10 protein-coding genes and 1 pseudogene are annotated in these 13,921 nt (G+C 72.8%); 4 read left to right on the forward strand and 7 right to left on the reverse strand.

Annotated elements, in window-relative coordinates; genetic code table 11:
- Nucleotides 1-9: 9 nt before the first annotated feature.
- The 6 genes and pseudogenes from EDC02_RS23750 to EDC02_RS23775 all read right to left on the reverse strand — a co-directional run bounded on the left by EDC02_RS23750 (nucleotide 10) and on the right by EDC02_RS23775 (nucleotide 7,507).
- Nucleotides 10-1,719 carry a serine/threonine-protein kinase gene (locus EDC02_RS23750; RefSeq protein ID WP_123603857.1) on the reverse strand — a complete coding sequence of 570 codons (1,710 nt, stop codon included), beginning with the start codon at nucleotides 1,717-1,719 and terminating at the stop codon, nucleotides 10-12.
- Between the two features lie 53 nt (nucleotides 1,720-1,772).
- Nucleotides 1,773-2,225, reverse strand: coding sequence for a hypothetical protein (locus EDC02_RS23755; RefSeq protein ID WP_123603858.1), 453 nt, complete (start codon nucleotides 2,223-2,225; stop codon nucleotides 1,773-1,775).
- 143 nt (nucleotides 2,226-2,368) lie between these two features.
- Nucleotides 2,369-5,953, reverse strand: a pseudogene (locus EDC02_RS23760) (adenylate/guanylate cyclase domain-containing protein); the annotation flags it as partial.
- Nucleotides 5,950-6,804 (reverse strand): MBL fold metallo-hydrolase, encoded by an 855-nt coding sequence (locus EDC02_RS23765; RefSeq protein WP_123603860.1) that lies wholly within the window; start codon nucleotides 6,802-6,804, stop codon nucleotides 5,950-5,952. The gene EDC02_RS23765 and the pseudogene EDC02_RS23760, both read right to left, overlap by 4 nt.
- 89 nt (nucleotides 6,805-6,893) lie before the next feature.
- Complete coding sequence (locus EDC02_RS23770) at nucleotides 6,894-7,355, reverse strand: RidA family protein (protein ID WP_123603861.1); 462 nt, start codon at nucleotides 7,353-7,355, stop codon at nucleotides 6,894-6,896.
- Nucleotides 7,352-7,507: a DUF4177 domain-containing protein gene (locus tag EDC02_RS23775; RefSeq protein WP_123603862.1), complete on the reverse strand. Its 156-nt coding sequence runs from the start codon at nucleotides 7,505-7,507 to the stop codon at nucleotides 7,352-7,354. Before EDC02_RS23775 ends, EDC02_RS23770 begins: the two co-directional genes overlap by 4 nt.
- Before the next feature lie 149 nt (nucleotides 7,508-7,656).
- Here EDC02_RS23775 and EDC02_RS23780 point away from each other — a divergent pair, with 149 nt between their 5' ends.
- The 3 genes from EDC02_RS23780 to EDC02_RS23790 are packed head-to-tail and all read left to right on the forward strand — an operon-like array spanning nucleotide 7,657 to nucleotide 10,637.
- Entirely contained in the window at nucleotides 7,657-8,415 is a 759-nt protein-coding gene (locus EDC02_RS23780; RefSeq protein ID WP_199757746.1) for a hypothetical protein, read from the forward strand.
- Nucleotides 8,416-8,443: 28 nt separating this feature from the next.
- A complete protein-coding gene (locus tag EDC02_RS23785) occupies nucleotides 8,444-9,454 on the forward strand; it encodes an ArsA-related P-loop ATPase (protein WP_123603863.1) in 1,011 nt (336 codons plus the stop codon).
- A gap of 37 nt (nucleotides 9,455-9,491) precedes the next feature.
- Nucleotides 9,492-10,637: an ArsA-related P-loop ATPase gene (locus EDC02_RS23790; RefSeq protein ID WP_123603864.1), complete on the forward strand. Its 1,146-nt coding sequence runs from the start codon at nucleotides 9,492-9,494 to the stop codon at nucleotides 10,635-10,637.
- A gap of 33 nt (nucleotides 10,638-10,670) precedes the next feature.
- On the opposite strand, the gene EDC02_RS23795 is transcribed toward EDC02_RS23790, so the two are convergent.
- A complete protein-coding gene (locus tag EDC02_RS23795) occupies nucleotides 10,671-10,967 on the reverse strand; it encodes a WhiB family transcriptional regulator (RefSeq protein ID WP_123603865.1) in 297 nt (98 codons plus the stop codon).
- Nucleotides 10,968-11,361: 394 nt separating this feature from the next.
- Between EDC02_RS23795 and EDC02_RS23800 the strand changes: the two genes are divergently transcribed.
- Nucleotides 11,362-13,815: a transglycosylase domain-containing protein gene (locus EDC02_RS23800; RefSeq protein WP_123605095.1), complete on the forward strand. Its 2,454-nt coding sequence runs from the start codon at nucleotides 11,362-11,364 to the stop codon at nucleotides 13,813-13,815.
- The last annotated feature ends 106 nt before the right edge of the window (nucleotides 13,816-13,921 follow it).

Below are 13,921 nucleotides of genomic sequence, written 5' to 3' on the forward strand. Positions count from 1 at the left end.
GAATGTCGGTTATCGGGCAGCCAGGGTCGGGCCGAACAGTTGACCAGGCCCCTTGCCCGCCAGGCACCGGTACTGGTGGTCGCCGGCGGCGAGGTCCGCCGGATCCGGCAGCAGCACCGCGTACTGCCAGTCACTGGCGTCCATCCGCAGGGTGAACAGCCGGAAGCTCTCCGCCCCGCAGGCCTCGACGACGGCCGGGTCGGACCGGATCGCGGCATGGTCCTCAGCCCGCAACCGGGTCGGCAGCTCACCGACCGCGAACGTCTCCCAGGTGTGCCGGCCGGTGCAGGCGGTCGCGATCAGGGTACGCGGAGAGTTCGACACCCGGCCGTTGAAGCATTCGAGATCGTCCGGACAGCGCAGCTCCGGTCGCAGCGTCAGATGGCAGTTCGGCAGCACCGCGCCCGCCGGACCACCGCCGGTGGGCTCGCTGCCCGGGCTCTCACTGGCCACCGCACCGGTCGTCCGCTGGTCGGGCCCGGTGATCGGGGGAAACGTGGTGGGACCTGAGCCCTTGGCCACGATCCAGGTGCCCAGGCTGGTCATCGCGAGCAGCACCAGCAGGCCGAGCCCGCCGGCAAGGGTCCGCAGCCAGGAGCGGACGGCGTTGTCGGGCGAGGTACCCGGTCGGCCGGGCGACGGACCGGCAGCCGGGTCGGCAGCCGACTGGCCGTCGGCCGACGGCGGTGGGCCGGGCGGGCCGGGTCGTTGCCCGGGCACCGGGCCCGGCTCCGGCGGGGGCGGCACCGGAACACTCCAGGACGAGTTGCGCTCCGGCCCGGACTGCACCGGGGTCGTCGGGTCGGCCCAGCTGTTCGAACCGGTCGGTGGCCCGCCGGAGACCGGTGCGATCGAGAACGGCGGCCGATGCGGGGCGGCCGGGCTCCAGTGCTGACCGAGCGGTACCGCCGCCAGCATGTCCCGCAGCATGACCGCCGGCGGTCGGGCGGCGGGATCGTTCGCCATCCCCTGGCGCAGTACGTCGGTCAGCGCCGGGTTGACCCCGGGCAGGTCCGGCAGCGGCCGGTCGAACATCTCGAGGAGGGCCACCAGGCTCGGGTTGCGCTCGTCGTCCCACCGCGGCGGCTTGCCGCGCATGATGGCGTACAGGGTGGCGCAGAGCGCGTAGACGTCGGCCGCGGCCGACGGCGGACGGTGCTGGAACGACTCGGGCGGCGCGTACGCCGGGGTCAGCACCTCCAGGGTGACCGAGGCGTCGCGGTGCTCGACCAGCACCGCCAGGCCGAAGTCGGCCAACGCGGGCTCGTTGAACCGGGAGTAGAGAATGTTGGCCGGTTTGACGTCCCGGTGCAGGACGCCGAGATGGTGGGCGTCGGCGAGCGCGTCGGCGATCTTGACTCCGACGTCGCGTGCCTCGAATGCGTCCAGCGGGGAGGTGCGCATCCGGTCGGCGTACGAGCCGTCGCACATCTCCATGATCAGGTACGGATGGAGATCCCCGGTGACGCCGACGTCGAAGAGGTCCACCACGTGCGGATGGGACGACATCCGCCCGGCGGCACGCGCCTCCCGCATGAACCGGCGCTGGTCCCGCTCGTTGTCCAGAGCCCGGTTCTCCACCTTGACGGCGACCTCCCGGCCGACCGACTCCTGGACCGCGCGGTAGACGGTGGCGTAGCCGCCTCTGGCAAAGACTGACAAATCTGACAGTCCAGGCACTGTGGGGAACGGCAGCGCACTCGGCAGTCTGTCGTTCACACGGTAAACGGTACCCAAGACCCCGGACAGCCGGGGCGACCCCGGGCCCCGGGTCAGCCGTCGCCAGCCGACCGGCCGGTGCCGGACGACGGTACGCCTACCCGACGGCGACGTTCAGTCAGCAACGCCACCCCGGTCACCACCGCGCCGAGCCCTTCCCAGGCCGCCACCCCGACGAACCGCACCGGAGCCACCTCGGCGACCACGACCACAGCGAAGACCACCGTGGTGACCAGCCGAAAGATCACCGAGAACAGGAAGAACGGCCGCCAGTCGGTGACCGCCGCCAACAGGTAGTAGACGCCCATGTTGAACGAGGCCATCGACGACGCCGCCATGAACGTACGGGTGTAGTCGCCGGCGGCCCGCTGCCCGGTGGGCAGCGTGTCGAACCCGAGCAGTACGAGCAGGACATCGGGCTGGGCCAGGCCGACCGCGCCCAGCAGCAGGGCCATCGCCCCGAACACGGCGACGGTCCATCCGGATACCGAACGGGGCAGCTTCATCGGATTCCCTCCGGCCACAGTGCGCCCACGGTGGAGCACGGTGGGGGTCAGGCTAGCGAGGGCGTTGGCCGGCCGGCATCCCCGGGTCCGCCATGATCCACCCCGCCGACCAGGCCACCGTCATCCACAGCGGACCTGATCGCCTCGGCGGCCGCCCGCTCGCTGACCTGCTCGGTGCCGTACGCGAGGCTGACCGCCCGGTCAGCCGCCTGCCGCGCCGCCACCCGCTCGCCGTTGGCGGCGAGCGCGGTGGCCAGCACACCGAACCCGGCGACCTGACTGCGGACGTCCTCGGCCGGCGCGTCCAGCGCCCGCCGGGCCCAGTGCAGCGCCGGTTCCGGCTGCCCGTCGGCGAGCAACGCCGCCGCGTACCGGGCCAACGTCTGCCGCTGGGAGAACAACACCGCCGGGCTGTCCATCGCGGTCGCGACCGGTGCCAGCAGCCCGACCGCGGTCGGCGGGTCACCCGCCGCCAGCCGCGCCGAGGCGAGCAGCACCCGTGGCGCCACCTGGACGGCGGCCAACGGGTTGTGCGGCTCCACCGAGGTCAGCACCGACTGCGCCAACCGCTCGGCACCGGCCACGTCACCGCGCTCCAGCGCGACGAACCCGCGCAGCGTCCCGGCCATCCCGATCAGCAACGGATGGTCGATCCGCTCCCCCCGGGCCAGCGCGTCGGAGAGCAGATCGGCGGCGTGTTCCCACTGGCCGAGCCCGCGCGCCACCGCCCCCCGCGCCAGCAACGCGAAGCCCCGACCCCAGTCGTCGGCCGCGCTGTCGAAGTCCCGGTACGCGCGCCGCGCCGACTGGTCCGCCTCGGCCAGCTCGCCCAGCTCGGCCGCGGCGAACGCCTCGACCGCCCGCAGCGTGCCGACCGCCCACGCCTCCCCCACCCGCTCGCCGAACGGCAGGAACACCCGGGCCAGCCGGCGGGCGTCGGCCAACCGGCCGGAGAGCAGCCGGGCGAACGCGGTGGTGCCGCGCAGCCAGGCCCGCCCCACCGGGTCGTCCAGCTCGACGAAGAGCCGGGCCGCCCGGTTCAGCACCGCGTCGGCGCCGGCGAAGTCGCCGCGCATCGTGGTCACCCACGCCAGGCTCTGCAGCGACCAGGCCTGCCCCCGCCGGTCGCCAGCTGCCAGGTTCACCTGGTACGCGGCGGCGAACCGGCTGCTCGCCCGGCTGAGCCGACCGGCCAGGAAGTCGGCCATCCCGAGCCGGCGCATCGCCTCCGCCCGCTCGGCGGGCAGCCCTGCGTCGGTGGCCACCTGCAACGCCTCGCGCCACACCGCCACCGCACGGGCGGCGTCGCCCACCGCCCGGTGGGCCCGGCCGGACACCAGCAGGGCACCGGCCCGAGCCGCGGCGTCCTCGCCGGCGTTGGCGAGCACCTTCTCGGCGGTGGCCAGCGCCTCGGCCGGCCGCCCGGTCTGCAGCAGCGCCCGGGCGTAGACCAGTCGGTCGGCCTTTGGCACCGCGTCCCCGCCGAGCGCGGACGCCCGCTCGGCGTACTCCACGGCCAGCTCCGGTTCACCGACCGCGATCGCCCGACGGGCCGCCCGGCCCAGCGCCGCGACCCCCAACGGCCCGACGGCGCGGGCCGCCGAGTCCGGGCGCAGCCCGACCGCCTCGGCCAGGCCGACAGCCCGTTCGACGTGGTCGGCGACGAACACGTCCCGCAACGCCGGACTCATCCCACCCGGCCCGCCGCTCGCCGGGCCGGTGCCGACCGCAGCCGGCGCGTCGGCCCCGGCCGCCCACCGGGCCAGGCAGGCATGCCGCTCCGCCAGGTCGGCCTTGCCGATCCCGGCATAGGCCGCCTCCCGCATCAGCGGGGTCGGAAAGGCGAAACCGACCCGGGTCCGGTGCAGCATGCGCCGTTGCAGCAACTCCTCGACCGCCCGGTCGAGCTCGACCGCCACCACCGCCGCCGGCCGGCCGTCCCGCCGGTCCCGCAACGACTCCAAGGTGCCGTCCGGCACCACGTCGCCGACCACCGCGGCGTCCCGCAGCACCGACCGGGCGTCGGCCGGCAACGCGTCGATCCGGGCGGCCAGCACCGCGGCCAGGTCCCGGGAGAGCAGCCGGCTGCTCAGCGAACCGGGTGCCAGCCGCCAGTCCGCGCTGTCGCCGCCGTCGGCGTCGGCCGACGCACCGGTCCGGGTCAGCGCGCCCCGCTCGATCAGCAGGGTGACCAGCTCGGCCAGGTAGAACGGGTTGCCCTGGGCGGTGGCCAGCAGCCGGTCCACGTCCGGTTGCGGCAGCCGCCCACCGCCGAGGTACGAGGTGAGCAGCCGGGCCGCGTCGGCCCCGCGCAGCGGCGGCAACGCGTGCACCTCGGCGTCGGCCACCCCGGTCAGCACCCCGGCGGTACGCACCAGCTCGGGTCGGCCGAGCAGCAGCACCAGCACCGGACCGGTGAGCCGGGACAGCGTCTCGCCGAGCACCTCGACGGTGTCCGGCAGGGCGTCGTGCAGGTCGTCGACCACGATCAGCAGCGGCGCTTCCCGGGCCAGGGCACTGAGCAGGTCGGCCACCGCGCTCGGGATCGACTCCGCGTCGAGTACCGGAGCGTCCGTGGTCAGATCGGCCGGCCCGGACGACGGGTGCGCGGCGGCCGGCGGGTCCGCGTACCCGAGCAGGGTCAGCAGCAGGTCGACGGAGATCGGCGGCGGCTCCGGACGGACCCGGGCCAGTCGCTGCCCGAGGCGGCGCAGCCGCTCCTCGACCACCGGGCGGGTGACCGCGGTGGAGCTGTCCCGGGGCAGCCCGGCCGCGATCCGCACCAGGTCGGCCAGCGGGGCCAGCCGACGCCGCTCGCCGAAGGCGGCGCAGCGTACCGAGAGCACCCGCGCGCCGGTGGGTGCCGCGTACCGCCCGGTGCCGACGTCGTAGCCGGCGGCGTACCGCTCGACCTCGACGGCGAACCGGGACTTGCCGATCCCGGCCTCCGCGGTGAGCACCAGCACCCGCGGATCGCCGTGGTCGATCACCTCGGTCAGCCGGCCGGCCAGCCGGCCGATCTCGGCCTCCCGTCCGACGAACGGGGCCTGGTCGCCGATGCCCGACCGGGTGCCGGGCGCGTCGTGCAGACCGAGCAGCTCGTACGCCTCGACCGGGGCGCGTTTGCCCTTCAGCCGCAGCGGACGCAGTTGCCGCCAGGCGGCGACGTGCCGGGTGCCGGTGACGGTGACGGCGCCGGCGTACACCGCGCCGACCGCCGCGGCGTCGGCGAGCCGCGCGGCGGTGTTGACCGTGTCGCCGATCACCGTGTACTCGATGGCCGCCTGGATGCCGGCGACCACGTCACCGGTGTTCAGGCCGACCCGCAGGCCGAGCGGAGCGCCGCCGCCGCGCTCGTCGTCGAGCACCCGACGCACCGCACGCTGCATGCTGAGCGCGGCCCGTACCGCACGCTCGGCGTCGTCCTCGTGGGCGACCGGGGCGCCGAAGACCGCCATGATCCCGTCGCCGGTCAGCTTGTCGACATGCCCGCCGAACGTCTTGACCGCCCCGGCCAGGGCGGCGAGCACCCGGTCGGTGACGGCACCGACCCGTTCCGGGTCGAGATCCTCCGACCACGAGGTGAAGTCGGACAAATCGCCGAAGAGCACGGTGACCACCCGGCGCTCGGCCGCCGGCAGGAAGGCGGCCGCCGGCAGCGCACCGCCACAGTTGTGGCAAAACCGCGCGCCGGGTACCGCGACGGTTCCGCACACCGGGCAGGTCACTGCCGGTCCAACCCGGTCCGCCCCGGTGTCGATTCCCGGTCACCGGCCGTGTCGTCGGTCGAGGCGCGCAGGTAGGCGAGCTGCGCCCGGACCGACCACTCGGCGGCCGGCCACAACGCCCGGTCGACGGTGGCGTACACCTCGGCGACGACGGCCGCCGGGTCGGTCACCCCCCGGGCCACCACCTGCCGGACCTGGTCCAGCCGGGCCTGCCGGTGAGCCAGGTAGAACCGGGCGGCGGCGGCGCAGTCGGTCAGCGCCGGGCCGTGCCCCGGCAGCGCCGTCACCTCGTCGTACGCCGCGAGTCGCCGCAGACTGGCCAGGTAGTCGCCCAGGTCGCCGTCGGGCCAGGCGACCACGGTGGTGCCCCGGCCGAGGATGGTGTCGCCGGTGAGCACGGCCTGCCGCCCGTCCGGCCCGGCGACCAGGAAGCAGGCCGAGTCGGCGGTGTGACCGGGGGTGGCCAGCACGGTGACGGTCAGGCCGGCGACGTCCAGCACGGTCCCGTCGCCGAGCCGGTCCGGTTCCTGCACCTGGTGGTCGACGGTCAGGCCCCGGACCGGGGCCTGGAACCGCTCGGCCGCCGCCGGCACCGCCTCGACGTGGTCCGGGTGCCCGTGGGTCACCAGGATCATCGAGTACGGACCATGGGCCGCCAGCCGGTCGAGGTGGCCGGCGTCGGCCGGACCCGGGTCGACGAGGACCCCGTACCGCTCGCCCGGCTGGCGCAGCACCCAGGTGTTGGTGCCGTCCAGCGTCATCGGCCCGGGGTTGGGTGCCCGCACCAGGGTCGCCCAGCCCGGCAGATCGCTGGCCAGGGCCGCGGCAGGGGTGGTGACGTGCGCGGTCATGGCTGCGATGGTACGGCCGCGCGGTGACTTCGCCGAGACGTCTTCTGCCCGTCCGGGTGCCGACCTCTGCCGGTCGGATGCCACCCGGGTCAGGAGACCTCGACCACGACCTCTACCTCGACCGGCGCGCCGAGTGGAAGCTCGGCCACTCCGACGGCGCTGCGGGCGTGCCGGCCGGCGTCACCGAAGATCTCGCCGAACAGCTCGGAGGCACCGTTGATCACGGCGGGCTGGCCGGTGAACCCGGCGGCCGAGGCGACGAATCCGGTGACCTTGACGATCCGGGTCACGGCGTCGAGACCCACCAGGGCGTCGATCGCGGCGAGCGCGTTCAGGGCGCACCGGCCGGCCAGCTCCCGGCCCTGCTCGGGGGTCACCTCGGCACCCACCTTGCCGACGGCGAGCAGCGCTCCGTCGGCCATCGGCAGCTGGCCGGAGACGTAGACGTGCTGACCGGAGCGGACCGCCGGAACGTAGGCGGCCACCGGCGGGACCACGGTCGGCAGGCTCAGCCCCAGTTCGGCGAGGCGGGCGCGCGGGCCGCCGCTCACGACTTCGGCCGCTTCAGGTACGCCACCAGCTGGTCCGGGTTGGGACCGGGGATCACGGTGACCAGTTCCCAGCCGTCCTCACCCCAGTTGTCGAGGATCTGCTTGGTGGCATGCACCAGCAGCGGCACGGTGACGTACTCCCACTTCTGCATCGCGTTACGGCTCCTAGCTCTGATTCGCCAACCGCCACAGCCTACGGCCAACGGCCGGGACGGTGAGTTGGGTGCGTCGGCCAGATACCCTGACCGTCTGGTGGCGGCTACCGTCCGCCGACGACGAGACCTGAAACCTAAGGATGAGGATGACGCAACCGCCCAGTGGCGAGGCACAGCCACCGGACGCACAACCACCGGCGCCGAACGCACAGCCGATCGGGGAACAGCCGACCGGGGAACAGCCGACAGCGCCGGGGCAGTCGATCCCGCCGCCGCCCTGGCAGCGTCCCACCGCTGCGCCGTTCGCTCCGCCGCCGGACCGGTCGCCGTATGCTCCGCCGCCGGCCGGCGCACCGTTCGCGGCGGCACCGGGTGGCCCGCCGTACCCGCCGCCGGGCCAGCCCGTACCGCCCGGCTCGCCCGTACCACCGGCTCCCGGCTCGCCGGCCGCACCCGCCGCCGGCCGCCGACGCGGCCTGCTGATCACCTCGGTGGTGCTCGGCGTGGTACTGCTGCTCTGCGGTGGTGGCGGCATCGCGGCGTTCCTGGTGATCAACAACCTGGAGACGGGTGGCGGCGCGGCCGAACCGGTCGCCGCCGTGGACGAGTTCCTCCACGCCGTGTACACCGACCGGGACGTCACTGCCGCGGCCGACCTGGTCTGCCGGGAGGCCCGGGACGAGTCCGCGCTGATCGAGAAGGTGGAGGAGATCGAGGGCTACTCGTCGACGTACCGCAACCCGCAGTTCGAGTGGAACGTGCCGACCGTCGACGAGCAGGACGAGGAACGGGCCGTCGTCTCGGTCACCGTGCGCATGGTCACCGAGGACGAGCGCAGCGCGAAGCAGGATCTCAGCTTCGTCGTGGTGCAGAAGTCCGGCTGGTTCGTCTGCGACGTCAACTGAGCCCCGCCGCGCACTAGTCTGGTTGGACGTGGGGGTCACCGAGCAGTCACCTGTCGCCGCCGTACCCGACTGGCCGTCCCGGTTGCACGTGGTGACCGGCAAGGGCGGGACCGGCAAGACCAGTGTCGCCGCCGCGCTGGCGCTCGCGTTGGCCAGCTCGGGCCGGCGTACCCTGCTCGCCGAGGTCGAGGGCCGCCAGGGCATCGCGCAGTTGTTCGGCCTCGGGCCGCTGCCGTACCAGGAGCGCCGGATCGCCACCTCGGCCGCCGGTGGCGAGGTCCGCGCCCTGGCGGTGGACCCGGAGGAGGCGCTGCTGGAGTACCTCGACATGTTCTACAAGCTGGGCGCGGCCGGGCGGGCGCTGCGGCGCCTGGGCGCCATCGACTTCGCCACCACCATCGCCCCCGGGCTGCGCGACGTCCTGCTCACCGGCAAGGTGAAGGAGGCCACCACCCGGATGGTGGACCGGCGGCGGGTCTACGACGCGGTGGTGCTCGACGCGCCGCCCACCGGGCGGATCGGCCGGTTCCTGAACGTGACCGCCGAGGCCGCCCGGCTGGCCAAGGTCGGCCCGATCAAGACGCAGAGCGAGGGCGTCGCGGTGCTGCTGCGCTCGCCGATCACCGCGGTGCACGTGGTGACCCTGTTGGAGGAGATGCCGGTGCAGGAGACCCTCGACGCGGTCGCCGACCTGACTACGCTGGGCATCCCGGTGGGCAATGTGATCGTCAACTCGGCCCGGCCGCCGCTGCTCGCCGACGGGCCGGTCGGCCAGACACAGCTGCGGCGCGGGCTGGCCGCGGCCGGGCTGCCGACCGACCGGGAGACGGTGACCGGTCTGCGGGCCGAGGCGCAGGAGCACCTCACCCGCCGCGCGCTGGAGGACTCGCTGCTGACCGACCTGGTCGAGTTGGGCCGACCGATCGTCCGGCTGCCGCTGCTGCCGGACGGGGTCACCCGCGAGGGCCTGGACACGCTGGCCGCGGCGTTGCTGACCGGCGCCGGGCCAGCTGCTGGAAGCGACCTCACAGCGACTTGATCGGCGGATCCCGGGCCGGCCCCGATACGCTCGACAGGTGCCTCCTGATCACGCAGCGCCACCGCTGGACGTCGACCGGATCCTGGCGGATCCGGGCGTACGAATCGTGGTCTGCTGCGGTGCCGGCGGGGTGGGCAAGACGACGACCGCGGCGGCGCTGGCGCTGCGCGCCGCCGAGCGGCACGGCCGGCGCACCGTGGTGCTCACCATCGACCCGGCCCGCCGGCTGGCGCAGTCGCTGGGCCTGACCGAGCTGGACAACACCCCCCGGCAGGTCAAGGGCATCGAGGTGGAGGCCAGCGGCGGCGAGCTGCACGCCATGATGCTGGACATGAAGCGCACCTTCGACGAGGTGGTGCTCGCGCACACCGACGCGGAGAAGGCCGCCGAAATCTTCGCGAACCCGTTCTACCAGGCCATGAGCTCGACCTTCGCCGGCACGCAGGAGTACATGGCGATGGAGAAGCTGGGCCAGCTGCACGCCGGTGGTGAGTGGGATCTGATCGTGGTCGACACGCCGCCGTCGCGGTCCGCGCTGGACTTCCTGGACGCGCCGGCCAGGTTGGCCCGCTTCCTGGACGGCCGGATGCTCCGGCTGCTGCTGGCGCCGGCCCGGGCCGGCGGTCGGAGCATGTTCAGCCTGGTGACCGCGTCGTTCGGGGTGTTCTCCCGGGCGGTGCAGAAGATCCTCGGTGCCCAGTTGCTCAGTGACCTGTCCGGTTTCGTGGCGGCGCTGGACTCGATGTTCGGCGGTTTCCGGCAGCGGGCCGAGCAGACGTACCGGGTCCTGCAGGCCGACGAGACGGCGTTCCTGCTGGTCGCGGCGCCGGAGCCGGACGCGGTACGGGAGGCGGCGTACTTCGCCGGTCGGCTCGGCGCGGAGCGGATGCCGCTGGCCGGGCTGGTGCTCAACCGGGTGCACGAGCCGGCCGTACCCGGGTTGTCCGCCGAGCGGAGCCTGACGGCCGCGCGGGAGCTGGACCGCGACGGCGGGCATCCGGCGGCGGCCGAGGTGCTGCGGGTGCACGCCGCGGTGGCACAGCAGTCGGCGCGGGAGCGCCGGGTGGCGGCGCGGTTCACCGACGCGTTCCCGCAGGTACCGGTGGCAACCGTCCGCGCGCAGCCCGCCGACGTGCACGACGTCGACGGGCTACGGACGATCGGCCACGCGGTCGCCGGCTGACCCTGATCCCGCACGGGGCCCGGTCCAGCGGGGTCACTTGGTGGCGACGAGCACCTTCTCGCGGTCCCGCATGGCCGCTTCGAACATCTTGCGCCAGCTCGCCACCTGCGGGTGTCGGCGCAGCAGGGCCCGCCGTTCCCGTTCGGTCATGCCGCCCCAGACCCCGAATTCGATCCGATTGTCGAGTGCGTCGGCCAGGCACTCGTACCGGACCGGGCAGCCCCGGCAGATGCGCTTGGCCACGTTCTGCTCAGCGCCCTGCACGAACAACGCGTCCGGGTCTCCGCTCTGGCACGCCGCCAGGCTGGGCCAATCAGCGATCATGCCCATCGTTCCACGTCCCCCCTAGCAATTTCCGCTTGCAACCGGTGGAGTCAGTCGGCAAGCCGGGCGGCTGACGCTGCTTTCCCCCGCAGCACGCCGCCGTGCGATCCTCGCCGGACCATCATGATCTGTAGTTGGGTGATTACGCAACGTTATCGACGAAATCCACTTATCCGGACACAACACTCTTGTCGGGCGCTCTGCCGGGCAGGGATACCCGAGGCGGAAACGGGGAAACCCCGCCACCCCCACCTTCCCGGGGGAAAGTAGGCGGCGGAGACCACAACCGCCGGACGGGTCTCTGCGTTTAGCACAACGAGGCCGGAGCCGGCAGGAAATGCACAGGTACGCCACACGGCGACCTCTTCAGTCCCTCACGTACCCTGACTGGGTGACCTGGATGCGGAAGCGAGACCACAACCTACTGACCAACGCCGCATCGCTGCTGATCTGTGGGCTGCTGGCCGGCGTGGTGGTCGCCGCTGCCGCGTTCCCCGCAGTGGCGATGTCTGGCCTGGCAGCCAAAGCAGGCGCGGAGACCTTCGACAAGCTGCCCAGCGAGCTGACCGTCAAGCGGGCGCCGCAGATCAGCTACCTGTACGCCGCCGACGGCAAGACCACGCTCGCCGCGATGTACGACGAGAACCGCCGCGACGTCCCACTCAAGGACGTCGCGCCGATCATGCGGGCGGCGATCATCGCGGCCGAGGACCACAACTTCTACGAGCACAACGGTGTCGACGTCAAGGGCGTCGCCCGGGCCTTCGTCGCCAACCAGGGTGCTGGCGAGACCACCCAGGGCGCCTCGACGCTGACCATGCAGTACGTCCGGCTGGCCATCGCCTACTCGGCCACCCACCCCGAGGACGTCATCGCCGCCACCGAGGACACCAACGCCCGGAAGCTGCGCGAGATGAAGTACGCGATGCAGCTCACCAAGGAGATGACCAAGGACGAGGTGCTGGAGCGCTACCTCAACATCGCCCCGTTCGGCAACGGCGCGTACGGCGTCTTCGCCGCCAGCCAGGTCTACTTCAGCAAGCAGCCGGCGGACCTCACCATCGACGAGGCCGCCATGCTCGCCGGCCTGGTCAAGGCCCCGACGGCGTTCGACCCGACCACGCCGGGCGGCTACCCACAGGCCGTCGACCGGCGCAACTACGTCATCGACAACATGGTGAAGACCGGGGCGATCACCCAGCAGGAAGCCGACGAGGCCAAGGCCGTCGAGCTGGTCGTCAACGGCAAGCGCGCGCCGAACGGCTGCGTCGCCGCCAACAAGAACCACTGGGGCTTCTTCTGCGACTTCTTCTACCGCTGGTGGATGGAGCAGGAGACGTTCGGTGCCACCAGCTACGACCGGGAGCGGCGGCTCAAGAGCGGCGGCTACCACATCGTCACCAGCCTCGACCTGCAGACGCAGGACGCGGCGAAGAACGCCGTCGAGGACGCGCTGAAGACCGGCAGCAAGCACGCCCTGATGGTGGCGGCGGTCGAGCCGGGCACCGGGTACGTGCGCGGCATGGCGGTCAACCGCAACTACAAGCTCGACGACCCGGACAACCCACAGAACAAGATCTCCAGCGACCCGAAGAAGGCCGACAAGGGCATCCGGGGCACCTACCCCAACACCACGAACCCGCTGCTGACCGGTGGCGGTGACATCACCGGCTACCAGTTCGGCTCGACGTTCAAGATCTTCCCGCTGGTGGCGGCCCTGGAGAAGGGCTACCCGCTGGAGTACACGATCAACGCGAAGAGCCCGTACGAGTCGAAGTACATCGTCGAACGGGGCAGTCCGGCCGCCTGCGCGGGCACCAACAAGTACTGTCCGAAGAACGCCAGTTCCAGCATGAACGGCGTACACAACATGTGGAGCGCCTTCGGCGCCTCGGTCAACACGTACTTCGTACCGCTGCAGGAGCGGGTCGGCGCGGCCTCCGCCGTCGACGTGGCGCAGCGCCTCGGCATCAACTTCCGGGCTTCCAACGACGCCCGGTTCGCCGCCGACCCGGAGGGCGCCAACCAGTGGGGTGCCTTCACCCTCGGCGTGTCCAGCACCACGCCGCTGGAGATGGCGAACGCGTACGCCACGCTCGCCGCCGACGGCAAGTACTGCAAGCCGATCCCGGTGAAGGAGATCCGCGACCAGGACGGCAACAGCCTGGACATCGCCCAGCCGCAGTGCAAGCAGGTGGTCTCCACCGAGGTGGCCCGGGCCGCGATCGACGCGGCGCGCTGCCCGGTCGGCGACAACTCGTCGACGTCGCGGTGCCGGGGCCGCACCGCCAGCGGCGTACGGAGCGTCGTCGGGCACCCGGTGGCCGGCAAGACCGGCACCACCGACGCGGAGAAGACCGCCACCATGGTGGTGACCACCAAGCAGCTCGCCGTCGCCGGGGTGCTGGCCGACCCGGACTGGGCCGACACCAACGCCACCATGTCGCACAACATCGTCAACCCGGCGGTCTACGAGACGCTGCGGGACGCGATGAAGGGCAAGGAGAAGCAGCAGTTCAAGGCGCCGAGCGGCAAACTGGTCCGCGGCGAGCAGCGCTCCATCCCGGGCGTGCAGTGCCAGTCGATCGACAACGCCCGGTCCCGACTGTCCGGTGCCGGATTCGAGGTCGAGGTGGACCGATCCGGTGCGGTCGACTCCACCTGCCCGGCCGGCACCGCCGCCGGCACCAGCCCGAGCGGCCGCACCATCAAGGGCGGCGTGGTGATCATCCGGGTCAGCAACGGCCAGGGTGCCCAGCCGAGCCCGGGCGACGGTGACGGTCCCGGTGGTCCGGGCAACGGTCCCGGCAACGGGCCGGGGCGCCCCGGCAACCCGGGAAACCCGGACGACTGACCGACAGTCACGCACGAAGGGGGCGGGCACCGATCACCGGTGCCCGCCCCCTTTCGTTACTTCATGATCAGATGCGTCCCATCGACGCGACACGCCGGGCGGGCAT

It is taken from the genome of Micromonospora sp. Llam0 (genome assembly GCF_003751085.1).
Classification (GTDB): domain Bacteria; phylum Actinomycetota; class Actinomycetes; order Mycobacteriales; family Micromonosporaceae; genus Micromonospora_E.

Excerpts from the sequence above, each read along its gene's own strand:
- EDC02_RS23755 (WP_123603858.1), bottom strand. The coding sequence starts at position 2,225 with ATGAAGCTGCCCCGTTCGGTATCCGGATGGACCGTCGCCGTGTTCGGG.
- EDC02_RS23800 (WP_123605095.1), top strand. The coding sequence starts at position 11,362 with ATGCGGAAGCGAGACCACAACCTACTGACCAACGCCGCATCGCTGCTG.
- EDC02_RS23780 (WP_199757746.1), top strand. The coding sequence starts at position 7,657 with ATGACGCAACCGCCCAGTGGCGAGGCACAGCCACCGGACGCACAACCA.
- EDC02_RS23795 (WP_123603865.1), bottom strand. The coding sequence starts at position 10,967 with ATGGGCATGATCGCTGATTGGCCCAGCCTGGCGGCGTGCCAGAGCGGA.
- EDC02_RS23765 (WP_123603860.1), bottom strand. The coding sequence starts at position 6,804 with ATGACCGCGCACGTCACCACCCCTGCCGCGGCCCTGGCCAGCGATCTG.
- EDC02_RS23775 (WP_123603862.1), bottom strand. The coding sequence starts at position 7,507 with ATGCAGAAGTGGGAGTACGTCACCGTGCCGCTGCTGGTGCATGCCACC.